Genomic DNA, 25,870 nt, shown 5'->3' with positions numbered 1-25,870 from the left:
CGGACGCTGGCATCGTTCATGGGCATCGAGACGCAATGCCATCCGGGGGGAGGGGACGACCTCGTACGCGCGTCGATACTCGACGACCGACGGCAGCGACGGATTCTCGCGGTGTTGCTGGATCGAGCCCACCCGATGACCGTTCACGAACTCGGTGTCCACCTCGTCGCTCGTGCGAACGGGATCGCTCCGTCGGACGTCACCGAGACCGAGTGCCAGTCGGTACGGATGGATCTGCGGCACCGATGTCTCCCGAAGTTAGCGTCGGTCGGCTGGATCGACTCGCAACCGGAAGGCATCGTCGCTGACGACTTCTCCGTCGAGACGGCGGTTCTGTCGCCCCCCGATCTGCGCAACCCGGACCATCCGTTCTGGGACGTGGTGAGCGTGGTCCTCGCGCGGCCGTACCGACAGGACCTCGTCTCGCTCGTCGCTGACCGATCCGCCCCCGTCACTGTGGACGAACTCGCGACCGAACTGCTCGTGCGGGAAACGAGTGCGACACTGCCCGACGACAACCGGCGTCTCGCCATCGCCCTCCACCACATCGACCTCCCGAAGCTCGCGTCGGTTGGAGTGATCGAGTACGACCCGGACGAACGCACGGTCGCTCCGACCGATCAGTTGCGGCGGTTCGTCGAGTGGTCGAATCTCGAAGTCGGATAGGTCCCCTTCTGACGCCTTCCGCGGCCCTCACTCCCACCGTCCTCGTGTCTCGGTCACATCCCTGCTCGTGGCCGAAAACAAGTTAATTCGTCCTACATCAGGTTGGTTCGGGCTATATGTGGGTGCGGTGGCCACCAGATGTTGCGGCTGTCGAGCAAGACTCCCGATATATGGGGTTAAACGGTTGGAGGGACGACCAGTGACAACTATGGACTGCCCGTGACCGACGAGGACTTACGGGATCTCGGGATCGACCCCGAGTCTGTTCCCGACGGACTGCAGGAACCGGACGCGCCGTGGTTCGATTTTGCGGAGTAGCCGTGGTACTGACGCGATTCACTGGCCGTTCTGAGAGATATGGGTAACGACTGATTATCGTGGGAACACTTTTTGATCTGCCCACCGTGGTCGGGAACATGACCGAAGTGACGCTCGACGACCGCGGGCGACTGACCCTCCCGAAACAGCTCCGGGAGCGGTTCGGTGACCGCTTCCACGTCGTCGAACTCCACGACGGAATCAAGCTCGTCCCTGTCGCTGAGGATCCTCTCGCGGCCCTCCGAGACGAGTTCGACGACGTGGACAAAACCGCCGAAGAACTTCGCGCGAGCGGTCGGGAAGAGGCGCTGGACGAGGCAGGGCCGTAGATGTACGCCGAGACGGACTTTCTGCTCGCGCTCGTCAAGGCCGACGATTGGCTCGGCGAGTCGGCTGACGCGGTGTATCGAGAGCATCGAGACGACCTGTGGACATCGCAGTTCACCCTCATCGAACTGCTGTTGGTCGCGTACCGCGAGGGCCGCGACACCGAACGCGTGGTCGCGAACGCCGCCGAACTGCTGGAGATTCGCGGGGACGCCGATACCGTACTGGCCGCCGCGAGTTACGTCGAGCAGGAGGGACTGACGCCCTTCGACGCGCTTCACCTCGTCGAATCTGACGGTGATACCATCGCCTCCAGCGACCAAGCATACGACGGACTCGCAGAGCGGGTCAAACTCGAAGAGCGAGCGCCCGACGACGAGTAAGCTCACTCTGTGACCCCCAAAACCGAAGTTCCTCACCAACCGCTCCCGCGTGCTCTTCGTCGCTCCGCTCGGCGGTCTCAATCACGCCGACTCCTTCCGTCGAGGTCGCGGTCGTACGGCCCGCACGCGACGAGCAAGCGCACTTGCTCGCGCTCGACACACTCCCCAGTCTTCCGGTCACGCAGCTCGTGGAACACGCCGTCGACGCCGTCGAGGCGGGCGCACTGCTGGCACCAGAAGTGGTGGTTCGTCGGCTCCCACGACCGGTGCCCGCGGGGACAGGTGAACCGCCACCTGTCTAGCTGGTTCTCGATCCGCACGACCGTTCTTGCCATCATCGGGGACCGACGGGCTGGATCGTAAAAGGGCGAATCCACAGCCGGGGAGTGGAAGTGAAACTGGTCGGGAGTGCGACCCAGCGCGGCGAAATCGGGGGACAGTGCGGGTGAAACTGAACGTTTTTTCAGGGGACACGAGCGACTGGGTCGGATGCCCCGATCCGGAGATATTTCTCTCCGGAGCGAGTAGGAACGAAGTTAGGTGGCTGGGGAGGAATCAGCCCCTAACGCGCCACGGCAAGAAACCGTGAGCGCAGTGGATGGGCCAACGCGGGATAGCGATTTGAACTCTACGCAGCACTCGGTGTCGGAATTGAATCGGGTCATGGGCTTTCAGATATTCCGCAGGTATTCGCGGCGCTGTTCCATCTTCTCCCGGGGTGACCGGCGGTCGTAGTGCCGGTCCAGAATGTCCTGACTGACGTTCATCCGGTCGCTGACGATCTCCACCGGCACGTCGTCGAGGAGGTGCGCGGTGATCGCCCCGGACCGGAGGTTGTGGGGCGACCGACTCGACGGGCACTTGCTGGCGTGGTCGTACTCCGTCGCATCGCACTCCTCTACGTCGCGGTCGTGCGGGCACTCGCTGTGCAGGCACGGACGCGTGACGCCGTAGATCCAGTGTCGAATCGTCCCCGTCGCTGGGCGTCTCCGGTTGGTAGTGACGAGCGGACGGCGTCCGTATTCGTCCTCGGCGTCGAGGCGGACGTTGTCGACGTAGTCCTCCAGCAGCGACGCCATGCCCGAGGAGAGGGCGACGAACCGCTCCCCTCGCTTCTTGTTCTTCAGCGTCGCCCTCGTCTCGGGACGGTGGACGAGTTCGACGTGGGGTGACTCGGGGTCGAAGTCCTCCAGGTCGATTGCTCGGAGGCTTCCCATCCGCATCCCTGTAGTCCACAGCAGGGCGAAGACGACGTGTTCCCGGGAGGCGTAGCGATACGTCTCCAGGTACTCCAGAATCGCCTCCGCGCGTTCGTGGTCGAGCGTCGTTACGCTCGCCTGTTCCTCTCCGCTGACCGTCGGCAGGAGGATCTTGGACCGGAGGTCGTCCGGCACGGCGTCGATAGACGCGCAGAACTCCAGGAACACCCGAAGCGTGGACAGTTGCCCCTGAAGCGTCACGGGCTTCAGGTCGCCCTCCTCCCGCCGCTCGACGCGGTACGCGTGGAGGTCACGCCCGGTGATGTCGTTCAGGTTGTGGAAATCGTTCTCCTCGCACCACTCGACGAACGACCCCAGCCGGTAGCGGTGGGTCTGGAGGGTCTGGTCGGAAATCTCCCCGCTACGGTGGTTGAGATAGAGTTCCAGCGCGGTGTCCGGGGAGAGTGGGTCGAGGTCGTCGCTCACGCGGCGACACCCCCGTTCGGGGTCGAGCGCCCCCGAATGCTTATCCGCGCTTCAGTCCTACATCTCGGCTGATGGCAAGTGCCACGCGTGACGAGGAGACGGAAGGAGTCGTTTTCGTCCAAGAGGACGACGGGAGCGTCACCGCGAAGGACCTCGAAACTGGACTGGCGCGCGGCGGGGACACTCGCGCGGAGGCGCTCTCCCAGCTGGCCGAGGTTCTCGTCCTCCACGAGGGCAGCGGCGACCCCGTCACCGACGACGACCTCGAAGAACTCGGCCTCGACCCCGACGCGGGCGGCGACAAGGAACTCCCCGACTTTCTGAAGTAGTCGATGGTCCGGACGACGTTTTCGGGACGCGAGATCATCTCGGTACTCCGAAGTTTCGGCTACACGCCCGTCTCCCGTGCCGGGAGTCACGTTCGCCTTCGCTACGAGAACGAGGACACGGGCGAGGTTCGGAACGTCGACGTGCCGATGCACGACGAGGTAAAGATCGGAACCCTCCGCAGTATCGCCGACCAGTGTGGGGCCGACGACTTCCACGCGTGGTGCGAGTGGATCGACGAGCATCGCTGACCGCACCGGCCGCGTAGCGTCGCTCACGCCTGACTCCTCCCGTCCAGGTCGCGGTCGTACGGCCCGCGCGCGACGAGCAAGCGCACTTGCTCGCGCTCGACACACTCCCCAGTCTTCCGGTCACGCAGCTCGTGGAACACGCCGTCGACGCCGTCGAGGCGGGCGCACTGCTGGCACCAGAAGTTGGTTCGTCGGCTCCCACGACCGATGGCCGTTCGGGCAGGTGAATCGCCAGCGGTCCATCCGGTCCTCAATCCGCACAACCTTTCTCGCCATCATCGACGGCGGTCGGTGTGGTCACAAATGGAGAAACCCGGTGGAGTGTGAACATCGACGCGTGAACCCACGGGGAGACGATTTGGCATGCATCAGTGATTAGGCTTCAGCGGCCTTGTTGAAGTCCTCATCTTCTGACGGTATCGGTGTGCGAGATACAGAGGGTGTAGTCAGCAGTTGGAATCCACAAAGTATCGTCCACGGCTGTACGGGCGATAAATTAGGGGATTGCGGAGGTGTACGGATGATATCCGACACAAAAGCACCAGTCTCCATCGATGAGCGGTGTTCGGCACGCCTCCTGTTATCGATGCCGCCGTACCGACCAATACTCATACTCTTCATCACGGCGAATGAGAGCCACGGAACCCACGTCAGCGTCGGTTTCGAACGACCACGACCGGGATGTCAGTACGCTCCGAGATGCGTTCATAGGTCGGTCCGAGGAACAGCTTCTCGCGCGGTAGTTCCTCTGTCTCCCCGAGCACGACGACGTTGTGGCCGCTCGCCCGCTCGATGATTGCTGCCTCTGGATCGGTAGCGACTTCCACGGTGACTTCGAGATCGCTCTCGGTGAACCCGTGGTCGAGTAGCCTTCGTTCCACGCTACCGAGCATCTCTCGGGCGGTCTCAACCTCACTCGGGTCGGTCGCGACGTGGAACAACTCCAGCATGAAAGTCGTCTCCGGAGCGAACGCATCGAGAAACTCTACGATCCGATCAGCGTTCTGATCGTCACGCAATGGGACGAGGATGTTGTTCCACAGGGTGATTCGCTTCGGAATGACGACCGCGTCGGCATCGGTTTCCTCGGCGACCCGGGTCTGGAGTACGGTCATCTGCTCGTCCGCCGGCCCGAAGTGCAACTGTACCTCCGTCGACGCGTCGGCACGACTGAACTGGGCCGCCAACTCGTAGAGTTTGGCTTGGGCTTCGGCCACGTGTTCCTCGCGGATAACCGCTGGATCCTCCCCTTCAGGCGTCTTCCAGTAGCCGAACAACACGATATCGAATCCAGTCAGCCCTTGCACGTTCGTGTCCGTCAGAGCTTCCTCTTGAGGAAAGAACACGGGGATAAGTAGCGACATTCGGCTCATGGGATGGCTTTCGACTGCTCATGGAACAACAAGTGTATATCGGTTATGTCGACAGCACGCTCGGGTCTCCATCTCGTAGCACGAGTCACGCTCGGGCTTCGAACTGTCGTCGGTGGCCGGCAACGTTGTCGGGACCGCAGGTTGTACCTGTCCGTTATTTCCGCGTCCAACATGCGAGATACGCGCTGTGTATTCAGCACGGCTACGGAAACTGTACGCACACTGTCACTCCCGTAGAGTAGCTGTCCGCACGGATCGTAGAAATTACTCCAACCTCTCAGACACCGCGATCTTCGCCGCCACCCGCTGAACCACCTCCGCCGCCTCCAAATCCGGCACGTCCCCGCCCTCAACCATCCGCACGAGGTACTGCTGTCGCCCGACCCGATCCACGACGAGGTTCTGTTCGTCGGGAAACTCCCCGTCCTCCAGGACACCGTCCCGCTCCAAGTGTTCCTTCGGAATCGTCACGACGCCGCTGAGGTTCTTCTGTTGTAACACCTGCATGAGCGCCGCGTGCCGTCGGGGTGTGATAACCTCGGATACACGGCGTAGCCACTTCTAGAGCGAGGAGGAGACTCAATTGAGGTCGTTTATCAGCGGATCGAAGAGCCATACAGAAAGACGCCTCTTTGGGGAGTGTAGGAACGAAGTTAGGTGGCTGGGGAGGAATCAGCCCCTAACGCGCCACGGCAAGAAACCGTGAGCGCAGTGGATGGGCCAACGCGGATTTGAACCGCGGACCTCCCGGTTATCAGCCGAGCGCTCAACCTGACTGAGCTATTGGCCCAGGTGAGCGCATCAATTGCTTGCGCGGTCGGTTGTTTAAGCGTTTCTTTTCGGTTCCCTTCGGACGCGTGTCACCCGTGGACGCTCACTCGTCGTCGACGCGGTACGAACTCCCGTCCACGTCGTACACGTCGTCGTCGTAGGCGTCGCCCTCGTTGGGGAAGCCGCCGGTGTAGACGCCGCCGGTGACGAACCCACCGCTCTTCCGGTCCATGTAGGGACGCACCACGAACCGTTCGAGGCCGGCTCGGATCGGCGCGCGCGTCAGGGGCACGCCGATGAGGAAGCCGATGGCGTCGGTGACGAGGCCCGGCGTGAGCAGGAAGGCACCCGCGGCGATCAGCAGGCCGCCGTCCATGAGTTCCTTCGTCGGCACCTCGCCCGTCGCGAGTTTCTCCTGCAACCGGCGGACAGTGTGTCGCCCCTCCGCACGGACCAGCAACATGCCGATCAGGCCGGTGAGGACGACCAGCGCGACGGTCGTCGGGGCGCCGACGGCGTCGGCGACGACGACGAGCAACAGGGCGTCGGCGAGAGGGATGAGCAACAGGAGCAGGATCACCCAGCGCAGGCGCATACCGCCCACTACCGGGTGGCCACCCATAGCCCTTTTGACGTGGTGCGGCCGGGACGAAGGTCTTAGGCCCACCCGCCACCGAGACCCGGTATGACCGAGGCCGAGGGGACGCGCGTCGAGTGGCGCGACTGGGGCGAGGCCGCCTTCGACGAGGCGCGTCGCCGCGGCGCGCCCGTGTTGCTCGCGCTGACGGCGACGTGGTGTGGGGACTGTCACGAGATGGACGCCCGGACGTACGGCGAGCCACGTATCGCGGCCAACCTGAACGACGGCTTCGTCCCCGTCCGCGTCGACGTGGACCGCCACCCGCGGGTCCGCGAGCGGTACAACGTCGGCGGCTTTCCCTCCACCGTGTTCTGCACGCCGTCGGGCGACCGGATCGCCGGTGCGGGCTTTCTCGGCCCCGACGGGATGCGACAGGTGATCGACCGCGTGCGCGAGCGCTGGGACGCCAGCGGCGCCGACGCCGGACGGATCCCGCGTGCCCTCGCCGGTGATCCGACGCCCGCGGGCGAGGTGACCGACCGCATCGAGGAACACCTCGCCGGGCAACTGGAGGCGCAGTTCGACGACGAGTTCGGCGGGTGGGGCGACGCCCCGAAGTTCCCGCTCCCCCGCACCATCGAGTTCGCGCTCAAACGCGACCAGGCGCGGGCGCGCCAGACGCTCGACGCCGTCACGCGCGGTCTGTTCGACGAGGAGGACGGCGGCTTCTACCGCTACGCTCGGACGCGGGACTGGCGCGACCCGGACCGCGCGAAACTGCTGGCGGACAACGCGGCGCTCGTCCGGGCGTTCGCCCACGCCTACTGTTACACCGGCGAGGACGCGTACCGCCGGCCTGCGGAGCGGACGGTCGAGTATCTGGTCGACGCGCTCTGGAACGGGTCGGCGTTCGGCGGGAGTCAGGGCCCCGACGACGGGGACACCGGCCCGCGGACCGATCTGACCGCGTACGCCGACTCGAACGCGCTCGCGGTCGACGCCTGCCTCGTCCTCGCGGGCTACACCGACGCCGAGCAACCCCGGGAGTACGCCCGCCGAACCCTGTCGACGCTCCGTGAGGAGTTCGTCGACGACGGGGTGGTTCGCCACTGGATCGGTGACGACGCGCCCTCGCTCCTCCTCGACGACGCGGCGCGGGTCGTCGCGGCCGGGACGCGCGCCGCGCAGGTGCTCGGCGACGACGACGCGCTGTCGATGGCTCGGCGCGTCGCGGACCGAACCATCGAGACGCTGCGCGAGGATGGCTCCTTCCGCGACGGACCGTCATCGGGGCCGGGACTCCTCGACCGGCCGCTCCGTCCGCTCGATAGCAACGTCGCCATGGCCGACGCGTTGCTCGACCTCACCGTGCTGACCGGCGAGCCCCGATATCGCGAGGTGGCCCACGACGCGGTCGCCGCCTTCGCGGGCGCGTGGGACCGCTTCGGCGTGCAGGTCGCGGGCTACGGCGCCGTCGCCGCTCGCCTCCGCCGGGACCCGTTGGTGATCGAAGTCGCTCCCGACGCCGGCAGCGACCTCCACCGGGCCGCACTCCGCGTCGCGGACCACGAAAAAGTGGTCCGACCCGGGGCGCCCGGGCCGGACGCAGGGACCGGGATCGTCACTGTCGGTGGTCGCTCTCGAGTCGTGACGGCCCCAGCCGATCTCGCCGACGCCGTCGCGGCGCTGGCCGAATAAACGTCCGATTTGTTTTTATCACTCCAGTTCGATGACGGCGTATGGCGAGTCTTCGCGATCTCGGACTTTCGGAGTACGAATCCCGAACCTACCAGGCACTGCTCGACCAGGGGCCAGCAACGGCCAAGGAGTTGTCGTCGTCGAGCGAGGTCCCGATGGGGCGGATTTACGACGTACTCAACGGGCTAGAGAGCAACGGGCTGGTGCGGAGTCAGGCGGCGAGTCGGCCGAAGAAGTACGTTGCGGTCGAACCCGACACGGCGCTCGACCGGTTGGTCGAGGCGCGCAAGCGGGAACTCGACCAGCAGGCGGAGCGTTACGAGTCGGTCGCCGCGGATCTGGTCGACGACCTGGACGCGGCCACGCCCGTGGAGGGACAGTTCTGGACGGCCGCCGTCGGCCCGGAGGAGACGGTCGACCTTCTGATCGAACGGCTCTCGGCGGCCGACGAGGAGATTCGTCACGTCGCCGGTATGCCCTCCGCACAGATCGACATCGGCGCGGTCGGCCAGCGCGTCCTCGACGCGTTCAAGGCGGCGCTCGACCGTGGCGTCTCGGTGTCGGTGCTGATCGATCCGGAACTCGTCGAGACCGTCCCCGACGACCTCCGGCGGGCGTACGCCAGCCGTCTCGGCGGCCACGACCACTACGCGAGCCGTGCGTCGACGGCCATCGACGGCACGTTCACACTCGTCGACGACGAGGAGGTGTGCATCGAGGTTCCCAACCCGCTCGATTCGAGCGAGGCGTTCGCCATGATCGACTTCAAGGACGCGGCCTTCGCCGCCGACGTGCGGACCGTCTTCGAGGAACAGTGGATGGAGTCGGAGCCGCTGGACTTCCGCAGAGAGATACAGTCGCCGTAGAGCGGCGTTCGTCTGGGGTCGACGAGATGCTACTTCCGATCAGGCCTGTTTGCCGACTTCCTCGCGGAGGGCGTCGAGCGTGAGTTCGCGCTCCGCGTGGGCGTTGTGCTGGTGGATCGACTCGTCGTTCGACTGCTTCATGTGGATCACCGCCCCGCCGTCGAGATGGTCGAACTCCTCGACGACGGATTCGGCGAGCGAGCGCACGCAGTCCTCGACGAACTTGGCGTTCGCGTGGGCGTGGTAGGTCATGTGATCCTCGTCCGGTCGCTTGGCGAGGTTGTAGATCCGCGCGCTCATCGCGTCGCGGGCCACGTCGATCACGTCCCGCAGGTCCACGTCGGGGGCACCCTCGCTCGTGATGGTGAGCGTGGCGTGGCCGCGCTGGGAGTGGCCGGGCTGGGGCACCTCGTCGAGAAACGCCTCGGTCGTCTCCTCGTCGACGCCGAGATTCCGGAGCGTGTCCCGAGCGCGCGACTCGGACATGCCCTGTGAGCAGGGACAGACGGTCATGCCCGTGACGCGGGCGCCGATCTCCTCGCGGGTGCCCTCCTCCGTGGCGACCGCCCCCGCGATGATCGTCGCCGTGTTCTGCGTGTCGAGATCCGATGCCGGCGTCTTCTCCCGGGTGACGTAGTCGGCTTCCATCCGCACCTCGGCGGTCGAGGTGTAGTCGTGTTTTTCGAGCAGTCGCTCGGCCACGTCGCCACACACTTCCTCGACCCGGTAGGACGGCTCCGAGACGGCCTTCTCCAGCGTCTCGTCGATCACCTGCATGTTCCGACTCATGTCGATGCCTTTGCGGCCGCTCGGCAGGTCGACGAACACCTCGAACTCTGCCATCAGGACGATGGGGCGCTTGCCGTTCCGGTCGAGTTTGACGAGCTTCTCGACGCCCGTCACCCCGACCTGACTGAGCCCGACGGTCACGTCGGGCTGACTTGCCTGCACGTCAGGCAACTGGTGACTCATTGACTATCGGCAAGGACCGGCCGCGATTATGGCTTTCGGTCCACCTAGCACTGGTGTTCGAATGCCCGCCTCCGACCCGGATTCGCCGGTCGTTTTACGGCCAGTCGTCCCGCGTCTCCGCCTCGAACGGATCGTCTTCCACGTCCTCGCCCAGCTCCCACTCCGCGAACTCCGCGGCCTCCTCGATGTCGAGATACTCCCAGCCGTGGGTTTCGGCGGTGTCCCGGTCCTCCTCAGTCGTGCCGATGAAGACGTGTCGATCCGTGTCGAACTGGTCGCGGACGTTGTCGAGGCTCTCGTCGACGCCCCGCGGGCCGGAGAAGAAGTCCTGTCGGAGGCGTCGCTTCCGCGTGAAGTTGGTGACGACGTACGTCGGTTCGTCGCTCAGGACGCCCACGTACTCGGTCCACTGTCGGGCGTCGTCGAACACGGCGTTCGGGTCGGCGAGCGCCTGCAGCGCTTCGAACTCGAACGCCAGCGTCATCGTCCCGCCGCCGCCACTGTCCATACCCGCCCTATCGCTGGCCCGAACAAAACCGCTTCGGTCCGTTACTTGATGTGGTAGTAATCAGTGAATACCACGACATCGCCCTCGTTCAATTCCGAGAGGTTGTTCGGGTCTCGCGGCGATGCCCCTTCTGCGACGTTGAACAGATACTCCTGTGCCGACTCGTCGAGTTCGTCGATGTGACGAACTCGGGCCGTCTCGGGCACCGTATCCGTTCTGTCCACGTCGTACTCCGAGTCGACGGCGCGTGCCATGTGTCAACGATTGTCATTAAGAATCATAAAGGTTTCGCAACATTCGCCGGGAAGTGCGCCGTCAGTGGTTCTCTTTGTAGATATTCACCAGTTCCTGCATCGTCTCCTTGCCGTCGCCGAAGAGCATGTTCGTGTTGTCCTGTGCGAACAGCGGGTTGGGGACCCCGGAGAAGCCGGGGCTGAGGCTCCGCTTGTTGACGATGACCGTGCGCGCTTCACCGACGTTGAGGACCGGCATGCCCGCGATGGGCCCCGAGTCGGCCGTGTTGGCCGACGGATTCACCACGTCGTTGGCGCCGATGACGATCACCACGTCCGTCTGGGAGAAGGTCGGGTTGATCTCCTCCAGATCCCTCAGTTTCTCGTAGGGCACGTCCGCCTCCGCGAGGAGGACGTTCATGTGCCCGGGCATCCGGCCCGCGACGGGGTGGATGCCGAACTCGACGTCGACGCCCTCTTTCTCCAGCAGTTCGGCCAGCTCCGCGACGGCGTGTTGGGCCTGCGCGACGGCCATACCGTAGCCGGGGACGATCACGACGCGGTCGGCCACGTCGAGAGTCATCTCCACTTCCTCCGGCGAGGTGGTCGTGATGTTGCCCTCGTAGATGTCCTCCATCTCCTCACCGCTCTCGCTGGCTTCGCCGATACCGCCGAAGAAGACGTTCGCCAGCGAGCGGTTCATCGACTCGCACATGATGACCGTGAGGATCAGCCCCGAGGCGCCGACGAGCGTTCCGGCGATGATCAACACGGAGTTATCGAGGACGAAGCCCGTCGTCGCCGCCGCCAGTCCGGAGTAGGAGTTCAGCAGCGCGATGACGACCGGCATGTCCGCGCCGCCGATGGGGATCACCAGCAACACGCCGAGGATCGATGCGGCGGCGACCAGCACCCAGTACGAGGGCACCCACCCCGCCAGCGGGACGGCGCCGAGCAGGTTCGGCCGGACGATCAGGTGGAGGCCCGCGAGGACGGAAAGCACCAGAAACAGCGCCTTGACGGCCTGTTCACCGCTGTACCGCACCGCCGAGTCGTCGACGACGCCGTGGAGTTTGCCGGCGGCGACGAGGCTGCCCCAGAACGTGACGGAGCCGATGATGCCCGCGAGCGCCGCCGTCGACGTTACCCCCACTTGGAACGCGCCGGTGCCGAACATGTCGATGAGTTCCGCGCCGGCGACGAGCGCCGAGGCGCCCCCGCCGAAGCCGTTGAACAGGCCGACGAGTTGGGGCATCTCCGTCGTCTCCACCGTCACCGCCAGCCAGACGCCGATTGCCGCGCCGACGAGCAAGCCCGCGAACAGCAGGACCGGCGAGAGGATGTCGGTCACGAGGACCGTGATGCCCACCGCGAGCGCCATCCCACCGGCGGAGATGAGATTGCCCCGTGGCGCCGTCCGCGGGTGGGTCATATCGCGGAGCCCCTGGATGAACAGGATGCCGGCGATCAGGTAGACGAACGCGAGCGCTGAGGCCGACAGGCCACCGAGTATGGCCGCCATCAGTCACCCCTCCTGCGGTCGTCGCTGCTCCGGAACTGGTCCAACATGCTGTTGGTCACGAGGTAGCCGCCGACGACGTTGACCGTCGCCATGACGACGGCCAGGAAGCCGAGTCCCGTCGCCAGCGTCGTCGACCCCGATCCAGCCACGACGACCGACCCGATGAGCGTGATCCCCGAGATGGCGTTCGCGCCCGACATCAACGGCGTGTGGAGGTTGGTCGGAATCTTCGTGATGATCTCGTAGCCGACGAACGCGGCGAGGACGAAGAACGTCAGGTTCTGGACGAATGTCATGGTTCCCTCCTACGCATCGGCCTCGTCCTCCACCGGTTCGTCGTCGGCCGCCGCGTCGTCGTCTTCGTCGTCCGTCTCACCGCCGTCCTCGTGGGGTCGTCGTATCGTGCCATCGTGTGTAAGTAGCGTCGAGTCGACGATTTCGTCGTCCGTGTCGAGGACGAGTTCGCTGTCGTCGTCGAGCAGGTGATCGAGGAAGTTGTACAGGTTGTTGGCGAACAGTTGACTCGCCGTCTGCGGGACCGTCGCCGGGAGGTTGGTCGGGCCGAAGATGGTCACGCCCTCGTGTTCGATCGTCTCGCCGGCCACCGTGGGTTCGCAGTTGCCGCCCGTCGGCGCCGAGAGGTCGACGATGACCGAGCCGTCGTCCATCCCTTCGATCATCTCCGCCGAGACGAGCTCGGGTGCGGGCGCACCGGGAATGGCCGCCGTCGTGATCACCACGTCCGACTCCGGAACGACTCGGCTCAGTTCCTTGCGCTGCTGTTCGTAGAACTCCTCGCCCATCTCGACGGCGTAGCCCTCGTCGTCGCCCGACCCTTCCGTCTCCAGATCGAGTTCGACGAAGTCGGCGCCGAGACTTTCGACCTCCTGTTTCACCTCTAGCCGGATGTCGTACCCCTTCACCGACGCGCCGAGGCGTTCGGCCGTCGCGATGGCTTTCAGCCCCGCGACACCCGCCCCGATGACGAACACCTCCGCCGGCCGGACGGTGCCGGCCGCGGTCATCTCCAGCGGGAACAGTTTGGGCAACTGTTCGGCCGTCACCAGCGTCGCCTTGTAGCCGCCGATGCTCGCCATCGAGGACAGCACGTCCATGCTCTGCGCGCGGCTGATCCGCGGCATGAGTTCGAGTGCGAACGCGCTCACGCGCCGCCGTTCGAGTTCCTCGTACGTCTCGTCCGTGAGGTCGTACGGACCGAGCGTGGCGATCACCGTCTGTCCCTCGCGGTAGGGGTCCATCGGCTCGTCCGCGTTCGCCGCGAGTCCGCTGATCTGGCAGATCACGTCCGCCCGCTCGAACACGTCCGCGCGGTCCTCGACCACATCACAGCCGACCTCCCGGTACGCCTCGTCGCTCCAGTCCGATCCCTCGCCCGCGCCGCTCGCGACGCATACCGTCACGTCTCGGTCGATCAATTTCTTCGCCACCGGCGGTATGAGCGCGACCCGCGTCTCGTCGCTCGCTGTCTCGCCCGGGACGCCGACGATCATGATCGGTCGCTCCGGGCCGTCTCGCCCACCGCCGTCAGCCGCGGCCGTCCGTGCCGTCGTATCGACTGGTCGACGTATCTTCGTAGGATGTTATCTCGTCCCATGGTTGCTATGTGCTGCCGTCACACACTACGCCCGATGTTTCAGTAATCCCATAAAATCCGGGGGCGGTTCGGACGGTCGAATATCGACGAACGACGGTTTAACAGTACGGCGATCATCGGAATCGACTCGCGTCGATGGGGCGCTGTGTCGGCCCTCTCGGCGCCCTTCAGGCCGCCCTCGGCTACGCCTCGTCGCCCGCTTCCTCGAACGCCGGCGGTAGGCCGAGATGCTCGATCCCGCTCCGATCCGTGATCTCGAAGCGGTAGACCGCCGTCCGCTCCGCGTCACTCGCCCGGCGGAACAGGTCCGGCCGCCACGGCATCTCCACGTCGGCCGTGACCGTCGTCACCTCGTCGTCGGGCACGCGGTCGATGTGGCCGGTGAGCAACACGCTCCGCCAGTTGAACGCGGTCTCCGCGGTGTAGACGAGAAAGCGCGCGACCGTCGCGCGGTCGCTCAGCGCCGCTTTCCGGCTCTCCGACCCGACGACGTAGAGCAAGTAGAGCGTCTCGTCCCCGTCGTATCCGAACGACATCGGGCGCAAACTCGGTGCCCCCTCCGTCGGCAACCCCAGTACCCCCACGCTGTGACTCGACAGGAACGCCTCGATTTCCCCTTCGTCCATCCGCTGCATCCCGTACTCGGCGAGTTCGTCCACCGTCATGCCGGGAACTACGCGCCGAGACGGCGTAACTCCGTACGCTCGCTCCTATCGACTGAGAATCATTTCTCCGGTTGGACCCGCCGCCTTACTGCTCCTGGGCCGGCGCCAGCTCGTCGAGGTCCACGGATTTCTCCAGCAGCACGTCCTTCTGGTCCGCGACGACGCGCTCCTCGCGCATCAGTTTCTTGTACGCGCTCTGCGGCGAGAGGTCGCCGATCAGGACACCGCCGACGAGTTTGCCGTCTTTGAACGCCAGCCGCCGCCACTCGGTGTCGGAGTACTTGCGCTCGCACTCGTCGTCCCCGATAGTCGGGTGGCCAAAGGAGAGGAAGGGGAAGTCGAAGTGGGTGATGGAGTACGAGGAGACGAAGCGGAACGCCTCGGATTCGGGGTCGAGCATGTTCGTCGCGGCGATGGTGCCCTGCGCCTTCGCGCTGTCCCACGAGCCGTTCTGGGCGCGTTCGCCGAGGATCGTGTCGTGATACCGCGTGATGTCTCCGGCGGCGTAGATGTCGTCGACGTTCGTCTGCATGTACTCGTCGACGAGGATGCCGCCGTCGCGTTCGACGCCCGTTCCCTGCAGGATCTCGGTGTTGAAGTTGAGGCCGATGGCGATGCCGACGAAGTCACCCTCGTAGCGGTCGCCGTTGGGGTCGATTGCGGCCGTGACGTGGCCGTCGTCGTCCGTCTCGAAGTGATCGACACCACTCTGGAAGACGGGTTCGACGCCCTGTTCCCGCATGGCGTCGTGGAGGATCTCCGCTCCCTCCGTCGAGAGCGCGTAGCGCCACCAGCAGTCGCCACGCATCAGGTAGTGGGCCTCCACGTCCTGTGCGCCGCAGATGGCCGCGAGGTCGATGCCCAGCAGGCCCGCGCCGACGACGATGCCCGTTTCCGCCTCATCGGCGTGCTCCCGGATCGAGCGGGCGTCCTGGAACGTCCAGAAGTGGTGGATTCCGTCGGCGTCGCTGTTCTCGACCGGCAGTTGCGTCGGCGTCCCGCCCGTCGCGACGAGGAGTTTGTCGTACTCGATGACTTCGTCCTCGTGGGTCTGGAGACGGTGGCCGTCGGGATCGATGTTCGTCACCAGCGTGTTGAGCCGCAGGTCGATGTCGCGGTCCTCGTACCACTCCGGCTCGTGGATGGATATCGGCATCTCCGGGAGTTTCCCCTTCGCGAACTCCTTGATCAGGATGCGGTTGTAGAGGGCTTCCCCCTCGTCGGTGATGACGGTGATGTCGGCGTCCGGCGCCCCTTCACGCAGCGTCTCGGCGGCAGAGCTCCCCGCGATTCCATCACCGATGATCACATACGACTGAGTCATATCCCGAACTTTAGGGGTACACGTTAATGTCGATTGTTATCTGCGAAATTCGCCGCAATCGTCGACACTGGGGTTCGACCACCGTCGGTTATCCGGACGCAGTCGGCCGTCGATGCCGCGATGTCGCACCGACCGTCACCCTGAAGGCCGAACGTTCCTAACGGTCGCCGATGAAACTCCGCCAGAACGTCCGCCACTTCGCCGCCAAGCAGGCGCTCACGATGCCCGTCGTCGGCGAGATGGTCCGCGAGAAACTCGTCGACCTGCACGTCGACGTGTTCGGATCGAAGGCCGCCGAGGGCCGTCGCGCAGAGCGCGAAGAACGGCTCGAGGCGTTCTTCGACTACACGTTCGACACCTACGTCGACGCCCTCGACGAGGGCTTCTCCGAGGCGAAGGCCCGCGAAATCACGCACATTCAGGCGAACTTCGAGTTCTTCAACCACGGGTGGACCGAGATGATGGAGTTCCCCGCCGACGAACTCGACGCCCACTACGAGCGCTACGAGGAGTTCTTCGAGCGTAAGGGGATCACCATCGCCGACCCGCTGGGCGAGTACGGCGGCGATCTGCCCGACGCGCCGGCGACGCCCGAACGCATCGACGACCCCGTCCATCCCCACGCCGAGGGCGGGTTCGCAGACGACGTGTACGTCGAGGACGGTGAGGGTAACCTCGTCGTCGGCGGGCAGGAGGAACCGGAGGACGTGGACGTGTCCGTCGCACCCGGTGTGGAAGACGAAGAGGGGCGTGCCTAGTTCTCCGCGATCCGATCCGCACACTCGAAGCCCGCGACGATACCGCCGTTGAGGCTTCGCTCGGGGTACTGCGCGCGACTCGCCATCCCCGCGTAGTAGATTCCCTCTCCCACCGCGTCGCCCAGATCGTACGGCACCACCATGTCCAGATACCCTCGCTCGTACACCGGCGCCGCCCGCGGGTTACGCGCCACGCGGAACTCGCTGACGGTGGACTGATCGAACTCGGGGAACATCTCCGCGACGTGGCCGAGCCACGTCTCCCGTAACGCAGCGTCGTCCATCTGCCACACCGCCTCCGACGGGTCCTGCACGTAACTGGCGATATAGAGCAGGTGGTCGCCGCCGTAGCGCTCCGGCGACACGAAGTTCGTATGTTCGATCAGCGCGCCGAAGGGGGCGTCGTGGGCGACGTTGAGCCAGTAGGTCTCCGTCAGCGGGTCGTCCATCGTCACGACGGCACAGACCGCGCCCTGAAAGTCGATGTCGCAGGGGTAGCCGGTCAGCGATTCGAGGACGTTCGGCATCGTCGCCACGACGACGCCGTCGGTCGGGTGGGTCTCGACGCCCGACTCGGTCTCGACAGTGATCGAGTCCACCGCGCCGTCCTCGACCGTGAGATCCGTCGCTCGTGCCCCCGTGACGACGTGCTCCCGTCCCACCGCGTCCACGAGCGCGTCGATCAGGACGGCGAAGCCACCGTCGAAGTAGCCCAGAATCTCGCCGCGCAACAGGTCGCGTTCGCCCCGGAACTTGATTCGGCCGAGGAGCCACGCGGCGCTCACGTCGTCCTTGCGGTCGCCGAACTTCGCGTCCAGCAGCGGCTCGAAGAAGTTTTCGTAGACGCCGCGGGTGGTGTGTTCGAGGAGGAACTCCTTGATCGGCACGTCCTCGAAGTCGCTCAGGTCGTCGTAGGTGTCGAAGCGTGGACGGCCGCCACGCACGTCGATTTCGAGCGTGAGCATCCCCAGTCGGAAGGTGTCGTAGAAGCTGAGATGGGGGTAGGCGGCGATCTGTGGCAGGGTGTCGAGCGGGTGGACGACGCCGTCGACGTAGTAGGCGTTCCTGCCCACCAGCCACTCGACGCGGTCGCCCAGCCCCAGATCCTCGGCCAACTCGACGATGGTCTCCTCGGACTTCGAGAGGTGGTGGTAGAACTGCTCGATGTCGTCGCCGGCGGTAGGATACGTCGCCGCCAGCCCGCCGAGGTCGTCGCTCGCCTCCAGCACCGTCGCCTCGTGACCGTGTTGCTGGAGCCGGTAGGCGGCGGCCAGTCCAGCGATGCCCCCGCCGACCACGTGGATCATACCTCACCTCCGGCGACCGCGAGTAAGTGCGTTGTGGATCAGCGTCCCACGTCGGGATCGGTCAGATCCGCCGCGAGGACGAAATCGGGGTCGCCGCTCACGTCCGCCCGCGCCGCCGCGGCGTCGGTGACGAAGCGCGGCGTCTCCGGGATCAGCATCCGCGCCCGGTCGGCGTCGAGGCGGGCGGCGTCCCGCGCCACCGCGTCGACCAGCGCCCGGGCCGCGTCGAGGTCCGCCCACGCGCCGACCGCGTACTCCGTCCAGCGCTCCGGGTCGTCGTCACCCGCCTCGAACACCCGGTTCCGGAGCGCCATCCCCCGCGTTCCGCCACCGCGGACGACGAACAGCCCCTCTGCCTCGGCCGCCCGCTCCAGATCCGCAGGCCGGAGTTCCGACAGCGTCCACGCCCGCGACGGGTGAATCGTCAGCCCACGAAGCCGTTCGCGCGCGGCCGAGTCGGTCCAGAACGTCCACCCGGCGTCGGGATCGGCGGTCACGTCGAGTGACGGGTCGGCGTCGGCGTCCGCCTCGATCCGCGCCCACCGAATCTCGGTCGCCGGCTCGAACCCCAGCCTCCGCGCGAGGCCGAGGCTGGCGACGTTCCACGAGAAGACCAGATTGCGGCAGACGACCGCACCGCGCTCCCGCGCCCACGAGAGAATCGCGTTCGTCAGGCGCTGGGCCAGCCCCCGATCACGGTAGTCGGGGTGGACGCGCAACCCTTGCACCCACGCCTCGCGCCCGGTGAGGTGGACGCCCTGAATCACGCCGACTGCGTCGCCGTCGTCGTCCACGACGAGCGTCCGCTGGGCGTCGTCGTCGTTGGCCGCCCACTCGCGGAAGGTTCGGGGAAGGTAGTCTTCCAACTCCTGCTCGGGCCACGTGTCGCGCGTGAACGCGACGACGTCGTCGTGGTCGTCCGGCCGAGCGGGGCGGAGTTGCATTCAGGTCCAGGGCACCGACCGTGGCTGGAGTTCGCCGGCCAGCGACTCGCCCATCGCGGCCGCCGGATCCTCCCGGTTCGCCAGCACCCACATCAGCTTCGCCGTCGCCGTCTCCGGCAGGGTGTCACCCGCCTCGACGACGCCTGCATCCAGCAGGTCGCGGCCGGTGTCGTACACCCGGTCACACACCCGACCTTCGAGACACTGGCTCGTCATGGCGACCGTCGTGCCGTCCGCGACCAGTTCCTCGATCCGGTCGATCCAGTCGGTCGCCACGTGCCCCAGTCCGGTCCCCTCGATGACGACGCCGTCGGCGTCGTCGAGGTGGTCGAGCGCAGCCGGGTTCATGCCCGGCGTGAACTTCACGAGTTCGACGCTCGTCTCCAGATCGGGCGAGAGGTCGCGCTCCGTCGCGCCGCGGTCGGGGCCATCGCGCCGGAACGTGACCGTCTCGGTGGCGTAGTCGACCTGTCCGATGGGCTTCGCGCCGACCGTCTCGAAGGCGTCCCGGCGCGAAGTGTGATTCTTCCGCACGCGCGTCGCGCGGTGGAGCGCGCAGGTGTCGTCGCTCGACGACTCGTGCATACAGAGCAACACCTCGGCGCGGTCGGCCTTCGCCGCCTCGACGGCACAGACGGCGTTCATCACGTTGTCGCTGGAGGGGCGGTCGGCGGAGCGCTGACTCCCGGTGAAGACGACCGGCACCGGCGTGTCGAGCATGAACGCGAGCGCCGACGCCGTGTACTGCATCGTGTCCGTGCCGTGCATGACGACGACGCCGTCGGCGCCGGCTTCGATCTCCTCGGATACCGCCTCGGCGAGATCCTGCCACACCGCGGGCGTCATGTTCTCGGAGAGAATGTTGGCGACGACGCGGCCGCGGTAGTTCGCTCGCCCCGCGAGATCCGGCACCGCGCGGAGCACGTCCTCGGCGTCGAACTGTGCGGTCACGGCGCCGGTCCGATAGTCCACGGTCGAGGCGATGGTGCCGCCGGTCGAGATGAGCGAGATGGTGGGCAGGTCGTCGTCGAACTCGATGGTCGACGACTCGCCCTCGCCCGCACTCGCGCTCTCCACGTCGTACACGTCGCGTTCGAGCACGTCGACCGCGGCATCCTCGCGGTCGATGCCGACGTTGTAGCCGCCGGGTAACTTCACGACGAGATGGTCGGCCGTCGTCGACGGCATGAGGACGCCTTCGTTCTCGACATCCCCACGTTCGACGCGGACGCGATCCCCTGGATTCATACGCCGGGCTACCGCCTGCGCGGACTTGAATCCACTCGTTCGGACCACGTTTCAGATCGAAACCGTCGCGTCGGCGCGTTTCGCGTCGCGGTACAGCGCCCGCCACCCGAACCCCTTCACCCCGACGAACAGGCCGACGCTCGTCGCGAAGAGGAGATGTCGTGGAAGGCCGAGCCACCAGTGTGCGAGCAGGAGGACGCCGTACGTCCCCGCGAGCGCCCAGTTGGCACGCGTCGCGTCTCCACCGCCGGTTTCGGTCAGGAGCCGATCCCACGTCCCCTGTAGCGCGACGAAGGCGGCGACGATGCCGACGTAGACGGCCACCTGATCGGACGGAACGACCGGGAGGAACGTCCACACGATCAGGATGAGCATGTCGAGGCCGAACTGGGCAAGCGTGGACTCGATGGTCGACGGCACCGCTGCCACGGATAGCTGGTACTCGACCCAGTCGGCGGCGAGAATCAGAAACGCGAACACCAGCATGGCGTTCCCGAGGTCGAGGCTGTAGGACACGCGAAACAGGGCGTTCGACGCGACGATTCCGTACAGGATGACGGTGAACTCGATGCCGTCAGAATCGGCCATGGACTCACTGTGTGGAACAGTTCCTACAAGGTTGGGCAACGTCGCGTGTGGTCGTCGCAAGCGACTTCACCGTCGACGCCAGAGATGTGATATGCGCCGCCCCGGCCTGACGAGCGACGACGGAGACGAGCAGTCCGGAGGCAGCCGATTCTCACTCGGCGCCCGATTCCGTCGCCTCTTCGCTCCCCGCGTCTTCCTCCTCGCACTCGTCCTCTCGGTCGTCGGCCTCGTCGCCGGCGGTCTCGTCCCCGTCGTCGGCTATCTCGGCCGCTTCCTCGGTATCGCCCTCGCCGGCTTCGCCCTCGCGTTTCTCGTCTCCGGCCGGCGGTACGTCGAGGTCGGCCTCGCCGGCGCGCTCACCGCCGGCCTCGGCTTCGTGCTCGGGACGCTCAACAGCGTACTCTTTCCCGTCGTCGCGGACTACGGGCTTCAGATCGCTGGCGTCGGGACGACTGCCGGCCTCCTCGCTGCGCTCGTCGGCCACTACTTCGGGCGCGACCTGCGGGCCGGGCTGACGAAGGAGCTTAGCTGATCCGCCACTCGTCGCCCCGCTGACTGACGAGTCCGCGATCCGCGAGCGTGTTCAGCGCCCCTCGGACCGCGTCGGTCGGGGCGTCGACTGCCTCGACGATCTCTCCCGTCGTCTTCGACCCCGTCGCCACCGCCGCCAGCACTTCGGCGTGGAAGCGGCTGTCGGCGTCGACGCCGAGATGGTCGTTCAGCCGGTCCAGAATTTCCGTGATTCGGCCGTACACCCACCGCTGGGCGAGGGAGAGTTCGTTTTCGAGCGCCTGTAACTGGTCGAACGCCGCCGCGAGTTCCGTCACGTCGTCGTCCGCCTCGCCCGGCGCGTCGAGCGTGACGTGTCGACACTGGCCGTTCATATCGAGACTGGGACTGGCCGGGTAGGCGCTCTTGGTGCCGAAGCCGTACGGCGAGACGCTCACCTCCAGTCGGAGATTTCGCGAGATGTGGAAGTACTTCCGTCGCTGGTCGTCCGTGTGGCTCTCGACTAACCCCGCTTCCTCCAGTTTGCGGAGGTGATCGATCACCGCTTTCGGACTCACACCGAGATATTCGCTGATTTCGGTCACGTAGCAGGGCTTTCGAGCCAGAAGACGCAGTATCCGCCGGCGGTTCTCGTTGCCGAGGAGATCGAGTAGTACCGCCGAGTCCATGACGTGAGGTAAGCGATGGTAGTTGAAAAGGCCTGCGCGTGCCGTGTGCGCCCGACTCGTACTGCCGGTGTCCCTCTCTATCGCCGTACAGCCGGCAGTATCACGCCTCTACCGGCGCGAAGACGACGACGGCGGTGCTCGGTTCGACCGCGTACGGCGACGCCTCGCGGTCGCCGCTGAACCGGATCAGATCGCCCGCGTCGAGGGCGTACGTCTCGTCGTCCAGCGTCAGTTCGAGCCGGCCCGTCAGCAGGTGGAGGACGACGTTCGTCCCCTCGTGGGTGTGCCGCGGGACGCGTTCGTCGGCGTCGAGCGAGAGGCGGACCGTTCGTGGGCGGCGCTCGTCGAACACCTCCGCGTGGGGGCGGTCGTCGAGGTCGGCGAGCGTGGTTCGTTCGGGCATCGGCGGGCGTACGCGGCGGCGGCCACTAACCCCCACCCCGATCCTGTTCGGGTGGGGACGGTTTTTGTGTCCGTTCCGCGTACGATAGGGTATGCCAGCCCACGTCCTCGTTCCGTTCGACGGCACGCCACAGTCGGAGGCGGCCTTGGAGTTCGCCGTCTCAGAGTGGCCGGATGCCGACCTCTCCTTGCTGTACGTCATCGACCCGGTCACGGCCGGCTTCGGCCAGCGCGCCCTCCCCGGCAGTTCCGAGGCGTGGTACGAACGCGCCCGTGAGACGGCGCGCGAACAGTTCGACGCGGCGCGGGACTTCACCGACCACCCGTTCGACACCCGGATCGAGGTGGGAAGTCCCGCCCGCGTCATCGTCGACGTCGTCGACGAAGACCCGTTCGACCACGTCGTCCTCGGGAGTCACGGCCGCGCCGGCGTCTCCCGCATCTTGCTCGGCAGCGTCGCTGAGGGGGTGGTCCGCCGGTCGTCAGTGCCCGTGACCATCGTGCGCTGATACGGATCGTTGTCACCATCGTCGTCGACAGCCGGCACCGACGTACGAGTCGCGCTATCTATCCACAGCCGGCGAGTTCGGCCGACTTCCGCCGGTTCTTGTTGCTCCGACGCCTCTAACCGATGATGGAGTTCGACGACGTCATTCGCACGCGTCGGTCCGTCCACCAGTATTCGGACGCCGACATCGACGACGAAACGCTGTACGACCTCTTCGAGGACGTTCGCCACGCCCCCTCGTCGTTCAACCTTCAGCCGTGGGAGTTCCTCGTCGTCCGTGGCGACGACCTGGAGCGACTCCAGTCCGTCGCCTACGGGCAGGAACACGTCACCGACGCCGCGGCCGCGGTGGTCGTCCTCGGGACGCTCGACCCGAGCGACCACGCCGAGCGCGTTACGAGCGACCTGCTGGAGAAGGGGTACCTGCCCAACGAGGAGGCCGCGGAGGCGCGTCTCGACACCGTCGAGGGGCTCTCGAATGCCGACAGCGAGACGCGACGCGTCTGGACGACTCAGAGCAGCACCCTCGCCGCGATGACGCTCATGCACGCCGCGTGGGGGCGAGGCATCGCCTCCTGCCCCATGGGCGGGTTCGACGCCGACGCCCTCCGCGAGGAGTTCGACGTCCCCGACGACTACGAGGCGGTCATGGTCGTCACGCTCGGCTACCCCGAAGACGAGGCCGCCGACCTCGAACGCCCCCGGAAGTTCCGCCGCCCGACCGAGGAGTTCCTCCACCTCGACGAGTTCGATCCGGTGGCGCGCGAGTCGCCGGCGACGGCGGACGACTAGAAGATGTTCGCCTGCCGGTAGACGCTCAGCCCTTCGTTGGTGATCTCGTAGGGTTTGGTCTCCCGGGAGTGGTTCGCGTCGCGAATCTTCTGAATCTCGACGGCCAGTCGCGTCTCCTGAAAGTCGGAGGCGCGGACGTACTGCAGGATGAACACTGCGTCCGCGAGATACTCGATGATCCCGTAGCGTGAGCCGTAGGCCGTGTCGCTGCTGGCTTCGCTCGTCACGAGCGTCGTTACGCCCGCCTCCTTGAGCGACTTCGAGAACTGGTACACCTCGCTCCGGCGTTCGGCGGGCCGGTCGTACATCATCTCCAGTAGCGACACCGAGTCGAGGACGACCCGATCGGCGTCGAAGTCCTTGATGAGTTCCGGAAGCTCGTTGCGGATGCTTCCCAGACTGTTCGCCATCTCGACGGGGTCAAGGTGGACGACGGCGAGTCGCCCCTCGTCGGCGTACGCCTCGAACGACCAGCCTTTCTCCTCCGCGGTGTCGTAGATGCGATCCGAGCTCTCCTCGAGTGTCAGATAGATGCCTCGGTCGCCGTCCGCCAGCGCCTTCTGGAGGAACTGGAGGCCGAACGTGGTCTTCCCGGTCCCCGCCGATCCGATGACCGAGATGAGCGAGCGCTCCGGCACGCCGCCGAGGATCATGTTGTCGAGGCCCTCGATGCCGAGGTCGATCCGGGCGATCGAGGTGTCGAAATCCGCCTCTTCCCCAGCGAACGGGTCGGCCGTCGTCGGCTCGCCGCCCGGGGGCGTCCCTCCGCCCGGTCCCGCGTCGGCGCCGGTGCCGGCACCGTCACTGCCGCCGACCATCTCGCCGCTCCCCCCGCCGCTCTCGCTTCCGCCGAGGCCGCTCTCGCCGATGTCGGGCGCGTTCTCGAACGCACTGGCAAAATCCTCGTCGAACGGCGAGCCGGTCGAATCGGGCTCGGTATCGGTCTCTCCCGTGTCGCTCCCGAGGTCCTCGAATCCCTGGGTACCGGTGTCGGGTGTCGTCTCGGCGGCGGTGTCGGTCTCCGATTCCTCCTCCTCTCGGAGCGCCCGTTCGAACCAGTCGTCCTCCTCTTCGTCTTCGGTCATCGTCGTGTGCCTCCACCTCGTCGCCCGCGACGGCCGTCGTCGACGGTCACGCTCGCGGGATGTTCCATTGGTTGCTCTCCGCGCGCTGGTATCATGAATGTTGTCCGTCCGGTGGGCTTTTTTTCTCACGGGGCAAGGGCGGGGTATGTACGTCGGTCTCGTCGCACAGAAGAACAACAGCCGGGCGGCGTTTCTCGCGGCGGAGCTCCGCCAGCAACTCCGGGCGGAGGGTGCTTCGGTCGCCGTCGACACCACCACGGCCGACACGCTCGACGTCGACGGCACGCCCATCGACGACTTCGACGACTGCGATCTCGTGGTCAGCATCGGTGGCGACGGCACCTTCCTCTACGCCGCCCGCGGGTCCGACGGCACGCCCATCCTCGGCGTCAACCTCGGCGAAGTGGGCTTTCTCAACGCCGTCGGTCCGGACGAGGCCGTCGACGTCGTTCTGGATCAGGTCGCCGCCTTCCGCGCCGGCGAAATGACCGTGCGCGAGACGCCGCGACTGGCCGCCCACGGCGACGGATGGACCGCCCCGCCGACAACCAACGAGGTGGTCGTGCAGGGGCCGATCCGTGGTCCAAGTGGCGGCGTCGACCTCGACGTTCGTGTCGATGGCTCGCGCTACTCTTCGAGCCGTGCCGACGGCGTCCTCGTCGCCACGCCCACCGGGAGTACGGCCTACAACCTCAGCGAGTCGGGACCGCTCGTCCATCCCGGCGTCGACGGCCTCGTCGTCAACGAGATGTGTGCGCGCGAGGGAATGCCGCCGCTCGTGGTCGGGTTGGATAGCGAGATCACGGTTCACGTCTCGGGCTCCGACGAGGCGGTCGTCGTCGGCGACGGACGCGTCCTCCGCGAACTCGACCCGCCGACGGACGTGCGGGTCGGGCGCGCCGACTCGCCGATGCGCGTCGCCGGGCCGACGTCGGATTTCTTCGAAGCGCTCGGAAAACTGGATTAGCGGTCGGGA

General features: G+C 66.2%; 33 protein-coding genes and 1 tRNA gene. 12 read left to right on the top strand and 22 right to left on the bottom strand.

The window, feature by feature from the left end; translation table 11 throughout:
* Positions 1-18 precede the first annotated feature (18 nt).
* From DU502_RS14740 to DU502_RS14730, 3 genes are all read left to right on the top strand, one after another.
* Entirely contained in the window at positions 19-666 is a 648-nt protein-coding gene (locus DU502_RS14740) for a DUF7344 domain-containing protein (RefSeq protein WP_121921512.1), read from the top strand.
* Positions 667-1,082: 416 nt separating this feature from the next.
* Positions 1,083-1,313 (top strand): AbrB/MazE/SpoVT family DNA-binding domain-containing protein, encoded by a 231-nt coding sequence (locus tag DU502_RS14735; RefSeq protein WP_121921511.1) that lies wholly within the window; start codon positions 1,083-1,085, stop codon positions 1,311-1,313.
* Positions 1,314-1,694 (top strand): PIN domain-containing protein, encoded by a 381-nt coding sequence (locus DU502_RS14730; RefSeq protein ID WP_121921510.1) that lies wholly within the window; start codon positions 1,314-1,316, stop codon positions 1,692-1,694.
* A 77-nt stretch (positions 1,695-1,771) separates the two neighbouring features.
* Here the strand turns inward: DU502_RS14730 and DU502_RS14725 are convergent, their stop codons facing one another.
* Both DU502_RS14725 and DU502_RS14720 read right to left on the bottom strand, forming a co-directional pair.
* The gene (locus DU502_RS14725; RefSeq protein WP_394338934.1) at positions 1,772-2,032 is read right to left on the bottom strand and encodes a hypothetical protein; all 261 of its coding nucleotides are present in this window, start codon (positions 2,030-2,032) and stop codon (positions 1,772-1,774) included.
* Between the two features lie 333 nt (positions 2,033-2,365).
* Positions 2,366-3,379 (bottom strand): tyrosine-type recombinase/integrase, encoded by a 1,014-nt coding sequence (locus tag DU502_RS14720; RefSeq protein ID WP_121921509.1) that lies wholly within the window; start codon positions 3,377-3,379, stop codon positions 2,366-2,368.
* Positions 3,380-3,450: 71 nt separating this feature from the next.
* Here DU502_RS14720 and DU502_RS14715 point away from each other — a divergent pair, with 71 nt between their 5' ends.
* Positions 3,451-3,708: a type II toxin-antitoxin system HicB family antitoxin gene (locus DU502_RS14715; RefSeq protein WP_121921508.1), complete on the top strand. Its 258-nt coding sequence runs from the start codon at positions 3,451-3,453 to the stop codon at positions 3,706-3,708.
* Between the two features lie 3 nt (positions 3,709-3,711).
* Positions 3,712-3,957, top strand: coding sequence for a type II toxin-antitoxin system HicA family toxin (locus DU502_RS14710; RefSeq protein WP_121921507.1), 246 nt, complete (start codon positions 3,712-3,714; stop codon positions 3,955-3,957).
* A gap of 23 nt (positions 3,958-3,980) precedes the next feature.
* Here the strand turns inward: DU502_RS14710 and DU502_RS14705 are convergent, their stop codons facing one another.
* From DU502_RS14705 to DU502_RS14685, 5 genes are all read right to left on the bottom strand, one after another.
* The gene (locus tag DU502_RS14705; protein WP_241966837.1) at positions 3,981-4,211 is read right to left on the bottom strand and encodes a hypothetical protein; all 231 of its coding nucleotides are present in this window, start codon (positions 4,209-4,211) and stop codon (positions 3,981-3,983) included.
* A 396-nt stretch (positions 4,212-4,607) separates the two neighbouring features.
* Positions 4,608-5,234 carry a universal stress protein gene (locus DU502_RS14700; RefSeq protein WP_158601189.1) on the bottom strand — a complete coding sequence of 209 codons (627 nt, stop codon included), beginning with the start codon at positions 5,232-5,234 and terminating at the stop codon, positions 4,608-4,610.
* Between the two features lie 360 nt (positions 5,235-5,594).
* Positions 5,595-5,837, bottom strand: coding sequence for a hypothetical protein (locus tag DU502_RS14695; RefSeq protein ID WP_121921505.1), 243 nt, complete (start codon positions 5,835-5,837; stop codon positions 5,595-5,597).
* A 209-nt stretch (positions 5,838-6,046) separates the two neighbouring features.
* Positions 6,047-6,120: transfer RNA gene (locus tag DU502_RS14690), tRNA-Ile, on the bottom strand.
* A gap of 84 nt (positions 6,121-6,204) precedes the next feature.
* Positions 6,205-6,696 carry an FxsA family protein gene (locus tag DU502_RS14685; RefSeq protein WP_199722751.1) on the bottom strand — a complete coding sequence of 164 codons (492 nt, stop codon included), beginning with the start codon at positions 6,694-6,696 and terminating at the stop codon, positions 6,205-6,207.
* Between the two features lie 90 nt (positions 6,697-6,786).
* Here DU502_RS14685 and DU502_RS14680 point away from each other — a divergent pair, with 90 nt between their 5' ends.
* Both DU502_RS14680 and DU502_RS14675 read left to right on the top strand, forming a co-directional pair.
* Entirely contained in the window at positions 6,787-8,379 is a 1,593-nt protein-coding gene (locus DU502_RS14680; RefSeq protein ID WP_121921503.1) for a DUF255 domain-containing protein, read from the top strand.
* Positions 8,380-8,420: 41 nt separating this feature from the next.
* Entirely contained in the window at positions 8,421-9,245 is an 825-nt protein-coding gene (locus DU502_RS14675) for a TrmB family transcriptional regulator (RefSeq protein ID WP_121921502.1), read from the top strand.
* A gap of 39 nt (positions 9,246-9,284) precedes the next feature.
* Here the strand turns inward: DU502_RS14675 and mptA are convergent, their stop codons facing one another.
* The 8 genes from mptA to DU502_RS14635 form a co-directional block, all read right to left on the bottom strand.
* Positions 9,285-10,217: a GTP cyclohydrolase MptA gene (gene mptA, locus DU502_RS14670; protein WP_121921501.1), complete on the bottom strand. Its 933-nt coding sequence runs from the start codon at positions 10,215-10,217 to the stop codon at positions 9,285-9,287.
* A gap of 94 nt (positions 10,218-10,311) precedes the next feature.
* Positions 10,312-10,725 carry a DUF7124 domain-containing protein gene (locus tag DU502_RS14665; protein ID WP_121921500.1) on the bottom strand — a complete coding sequence of 138 codons (414 nt, stop codon included), beginning with the start codon at positions 10,723-10,725 and terminating at the stop codon, positions 10,312-10,314.
* Between the two features lie 41 nt (positions 10,726-10,766).
* Positions 10,767-10,979: a hypothetical protein gene (locus tag DU502_RS14660; protein ID WP_121921499.1), complete on the bottom strand. Its 213-nt coding sequence runs from the start codon at positions 10,977-10,979 to the stop codon at positions 10,767-10,769.
* Positions 10,980-11,040: 61 nt separating this feature from the next.
* Positions 11,041-12,480, bottom strand: coding sequence for an NAD(P)(+) transhydrogenase (Re/Si-specific) subunit beta (locus DU502_RS14655; protein WP_121921498.1), 1,440 nt, complete (start codon positions 12,478-12,480; stop codon positions 11,041-11,043).
* Entirely contained in the window at positions 12,480-12,776 is a 297-nt protein-coding gene (locus tag DU502_RS14650; RefSeq protein WP_121921497.1) for an NAD(P) transhydrogenase subunit alpha, read from the bottom strand. Before DU502_RS14650 ends, DU502_RS14655 begins: the two co-directional genes overlap by 1 nt.
* A gap of 9 nt (positions 12,777-12,785) precedes the next feature.
* On the bottom strand, positions 12,786-13,991 hold the full coding sequence (locus DU502_RS14645) for an NAD(P) transhydrogenase subunit alpha (protein WP_121921496.1): 1,206 nt from the start codon (positions 13,989-13,991) through the stop codon (positions 12,786-12,788).
* Between the two features lie 286 nt (positions 13,992-14,277).
* On the bottom strand, positions 14,278-14,760 hold the full coding sequence (locus DU502_RS14640) for a pyridoxamine 5'-phosphate oxidase family protein (RefSeq protein WP_121921495.1): 483 nt from the start codon (positions 14,758-14,760) through the stop codon (positions 14,278-14,280).
* An 85-nt stretch (positions 14,761-14,845) separates the two neighbouring features.
* The gene (locus DU502_RS14635; protein WP_121921494.1) at positions 14,846-16,084 is read right to left on the bottom strand and encodes an NAD(P)/FAD-dependent oxidoreductase; all 1,239 of its coding nucleotides are present in this window, start codon (positions 16,082-16,084) and stop codon (positions 14,846-14,848) included.
* Positions 16,085-16,254: 170 nt separating this feature from the next.
* On the opposite strand from DU502_RS14635, the gene DU502_RS14630 reads away from it, so the two are divergent.
* The gene (locus DU502_RS14630; RefSeq protein WP_121921493.1) at positions 16,255-16,842 is read left to right on the top strand and encodes a DUF6149 family protein; all 588 of its coding nucleotides are present in this window, start codon (positions 16,255-16,257) and stop codon (positions 16,840-16,842) included.
* Here DU502_RS14630 and DU502_RS14625 read toward each other — a convergent pair.
* From DU502_RS14625 to DU502_RS14610, 4 genes are read right to left on the bottom strand one after another with little or no spacing between them, the layout of a single operon-like run.
* Positions 16,839-18,149 (bottom strand): NAD(P)/FAD-dependent oxidoreductase, encoded by a 1,311-nt coding sequence (locus tag DU502_RS14625; protein WP_121921492.1) that lies wholly within the window; start codon positions 18,147-18,149, stop codon positions 16,839-16,841. The genes DU502_RS14630 and DU502_RS14625 overlap by 4 nt on opposite strands.
* 38 nt (positions 18,150-18,187) lie before the next feature.
* Positions 18,188-19,093: a GNAT family N-acetyltransferase gene (locus DU502_RS14620; RefSeq protein ID WP_121921491.1), complete on the bottom strand. Its 906-nt coding sequence runs from the start codon at positions 19,091-19,093 to the stop codon at positions 18,188-18,190.
* Positions 19,094-20,341 (bottom strand): Glu-tRNA(Gln) amidotransferase subunit GatD, encoded by a 1,248-nt coding sequence (gene gatD / locus DU502_RS14615; protein WP_121921490.1) that lies wholly within the window; start codon positions 20,339-20,341, stop codon positions 19,094-19,096. It lies immediately after the preceding gene.
* A 51-nt stretch (positions 20,342-20,392) separates the two neighbouring features.
* Positions 20,393-20,929, bottom strand: a complete 537-nt coding sequence (locus tag DU502_RS14610) for a hypothetical protein (RefSeq protein ID WP_121921489.1) — start codon at positions 20,927-20,929, stop codon at positions 20,393-20,395.
* Between the two features lie 91 nt (positions 20,930-21,020).
* Here DU502_RS14610 and DU502_RS14605 point away from each other — a divergent pair, with 91 nt between their 5' ends.
* Positions 21,021-21,461 carry a hypothetical protein gene (locus DU502_RS14605; RefSeq protein ID WP_121921488.1) on the top strand — a complete coding sequence of 147 codons (441 nt, stop codon included), beginning with the start codon at positions 21,021-21,023 and terminating at the stop codon, positions 21,459-21,461.
* Here DU502_RS14605 and DU502_RS14600 read toward each other — a convergent pair.
* A complete protein-coding gene (locus DU502_RS14600) occupies positions 21,454-22,107 on the bottom strand; it encodes an ArsR family transcriptional regulator (RefSeq protein ID WP_121921487.1) in 654 nt (217 codons plus the stop codon). The two genes, DU502_RS14605 and DU502_RS14600, sit on opposite strands and share 8 nt — an antisense overlap.
* A 100-nt stretch (positions 22,108-22,207) precedes the next feature.
* A complete protein-coding gene (locus tag DU502_RS14595; protein WP_121921486.1) occupies positions 22,208-22,510 on the bottom strand; it encodes a cupin domain-containing protein in 303 nt (100 codons plus the stop codon).
* 91 nt (positions 22,511-22,601) lie between these two features.
* Between DU502_RS14595 and DU502_RS14590 the strand changes: the two genes are divergently transcribed.
* Together DU502_RS14590 and DU502_RS14585 are read left to right on the top strand one after the other, a co-directional pair.
* Positions 22,602-23,018, top strand: coding sequence for a universal stress protein (locus DU502_RS14590; protein WP_121921485.1), 417 nt, complete (start codon positions 22,602-22,604; stop codon positions 23,016-23,018).
* Between the two features lie 125 nt (positions 23,019-23,143).
* On the top strand, positions 23,144-23,809 hold the full coding sequence (locus tag DU502_RS14585) for a nitroreductase family protein (RefSeq protein WP_121921484.1): 666 nt from the start codon (positions 23,144-23,146) through the stop codon (positions 23,807-23,809).
* On the opposite strand, the gene DU502_RS14580 is transcribed toward DU502_RS14585, so the two are convergent.
* Entirely contained in the window at positions 23,806-24,894 is a 1,089-nt protein-coding gene (locus DU502_RS14580) for a KaiC domain-containing protein (RefSeq protein ID WP_121921483.1), read from the bottom strand. The genes DU502_RS14585 and DU502_RS14580 overlap by 4 nt on opposite strands.
* Positions 24,895-25,039: 145 nt before the next feature.
* Here DU502_RS14580 and DU502_RS14575 point away from each other — a divergent pair, with 145 nt between their 5' ends.
* Positions 25,040-25,861, top strand: coding sequence for an NAD(+)/NADH kinase (locus tag DU502_RS14575; protein WP_121921482.1), 822 nt, complete (start codon positions 25,040-25,042; stop codon positions 25,859-25,861).
* Positions 25,862-25,870 lie beyond the last annotated feature (9 nt).

It is taken from the genome of Haloplanus aerogenes (genome assembly GCF_003856835.1).
GTDB classification, from domain to species: domain Archaea; phylum Halobacteriota; class Halobacteria; order Halobacteriales; family Haloferacaceae; genus Haloplanus; species Haloplanus aerogenes.
This window is presented reverse-complemented; position numbering and strand designations above follow the sequence as displayed.

Excerpts from the sequence above, each read along its gene's own strand:
- DU502_RS14740 (WP_121921512.1), top strand. The coding sequence starts at position 19 with ATGGGCATCGAGACGCAATGCCATCCGGGGGGAGGGGACGACCTCGTA.
- DU502_RS14735 (WP_121921511.1), top strand. The coding sequence starts at position 1,083 with ATGACCGAAGTGACGCTCGACGACCGCGGGCGACTGACCCTCCCGAAA.
- DU502_RS14730 (WP_121921510.1), top strand. The coding sequence starts at position 1,314 with ATGTACGCCGAGACGGACTTTCTGCTCGCGCTCGTCAAGGCCGACGAT.
- DU502_RS14725 (WP_394338934.1), bottom strand. The coding sequence starts at position 2,032 with ATGATGGCAAGAACGGTCGTGCGGATCGAGAACCAGCTAGACAGGTGG.
- DU502_RS14715 (WP_121921508.1), top strand. The coding sequence starts at position 3,451 with ATGGCAAGTGCCACGCGTGACGAGGAGACGGAAGGAGTCGTTTTCGTC.
- DU502_RS14710 (WP_121921507.1), top strand. The coding sequence starts at position 3,712 with ATGGTCCGGACGACGTTTTCGGGACGCGAGATCATCTCGGTACTCCGA.
- DU502_RS14695 (WP_121921505.1), bottom strand. The coding sequence starts at position 5,837 with ATGCAGGTGTTACAACAGAAGAACCTCAGCGGCGTCGTGACGATTCCG.
- DU502_RS14685 (WP_199722751.1), bottom strand. The coding sequence starts at position 6,696 with ATGCGCCTGCGCTGGGTGATCCTGCTCCTGTTGCTCATCCCTCTCGCC.
- DU502_RS14680 (WP_121921503.1), top strand. The coding sequence starts at position 6,787 with ATGACCGAGGCCGAGGGGACGCGCGTCGAGTGGCGCGACTGGGGCGAG.
- DU502_RS14675 (WP_121921502.1), top strand. The coding sequence starts at position 8,421 with ATGGCGAGTCTTCGCGATCTCGGACTTTCGGAGTACGAATCCCGAACC.
- mptA (WP_121921501.1), bottom strand. The coding sequence starts at position 10,217 with ATGAGTCACCAGTTGCCTGACGTGCAGGCAAGTCAGCCCGACGTGACC.
- DU502_RS14665 (WP_121921500.1), bottom strand. The coding sequence starts at position 10,725 with ATGGACAGTGGCGGCGGCGGGACGATGACGCTGGCGTTCGAGTTCGAA.
- DU502_RS14660 (WP_121921499.1), bottom strand. The coding sequence starts at position 10,979 with ATGGCACGCGCCGTCGACTCGGAGTACGACGTGGACAGAACGGATACG.
- DU502_RS14655 (WP_121921498.1), bottom strand. The coding sequence starts at position 12,480 with ATGGCGGCCATACTCGGTGGCCTGTCGGCCTCAGCGCTCGCGTTCGTC.
- DU502_RS14650 (WP_121921497.1), bottom strand. The coding sequence starts at position 12,776 with ATGACATTCGTCCAGAACCTGACGTTCTTCGTCCTCGCCGCGTTCGTC.
- DU502_RS14645 (WP_121921496.1), bottom strand. The coding sequence starts at position 13,991 with ATGATCGTCGGCGTCCCGGGCGAGACAGCGAGCGACGAGACGCGGGTC.
- DU502_RS14640 (WP_121921495.1), bottom strand. The coding sequence starts at position 14,760 with ATGACGGTGGACGAACTCGCCGAGTACGGGATGCAGCGGATGGACGAA.
- DU502_RS14635 (WP_121921494.1), bottom strand. The coding sequence starts at position 16,084 with ATGACTCAGTCGTATGTGATCATCGGTGATGGAATCGCGGGGAGCTCT.
- DU502_RS14630 (WP_121921493.1), top strand. The coding sequence starts at position 16,255 with ATGAAACTCCGCCAGAACGTCCGCCACTTCGCCGCCAAGCAGGCGCTC.
- DU502_RS14625 (WP_121921492.1), bottom strand. The coding sequence starts at position 18,149 with ATGATCCACGTGGTCGGCGGGGGCATCGCTGGACTGGCCGCCGCCTAC.
- DU502_RS14620 (WP_121921491.1), bottom strand. The coding sequence starts at position 19,093 with ATGCAACTCCGCCCCGCTCGGCCGGACGACCACGACGACGTCGTCGCG.
- gatD (WP_121921490.1), bottom strand. The coding sequence starts at position 20,341 with ATGAATCCAGGGGATCGCGTCCGCGTCGAACGTGGGGATGTCGAGAAC.
- DU502_RS14610 (WP_121921489.1), bottom strand. The coding sequence starts at position 20,929 with ATGGCCGATTCTGACGGCATCGAGTTCACCGTCATCCTGTACGGAATC.
- DU502_RS14605 (WP_121921488.1), top strand. The coding sequence starts at position 21,021 with ATGCGCCGCCCCGGCCTGACGAGCGACGACGGAGACGAGCAGTCCGGA.
- DU502_RS14600 (WP_121921487.1), bottom strand. The coding sequence starts at position 22,107 with ATGGACTCGGCGGTACTACTCGATCTCCTCGGCAACGAGAACCGCCGG.
- DU502_RS14595 (WP_121921486.1), bottom strand. The coding sequence starts at position 22,510 with ATGCCCGAACGAACCACGCTCGCCGACCTCGACGACCGCCCCCACGCG.
- DU502_RS14590 (WP_121921485.1), top strand. The coding sequence starts at position 22,602 with ATGCCAGCCCACGTCCTCGTTCCGTTCGACGGCACGCCACAGTCGGAG.
- DU502_RS14585 (WP_121921484.1), top strand. The coding sequence starts at position 23,144 with ATGGAGTTCGACGACGTCATTCGCACGCGTCGGTCCGTCCACCAGTAT.
- DU502_RS14580 (WP_121921483.1), bottom strand. The coding sequence starts at position 24,894 with ATGACCGAAGACGAAGAGGAGGACGACTGGTTCGAACGGGCGCTCCGA.
- DU502_RS14575 (WP_121921482.1), top strand. The coding sequence starts at position 25,040 with ATGTACGTCGGTCTCGTCGCACAGAAGAACAACAGCCGGGCGGCGTTT.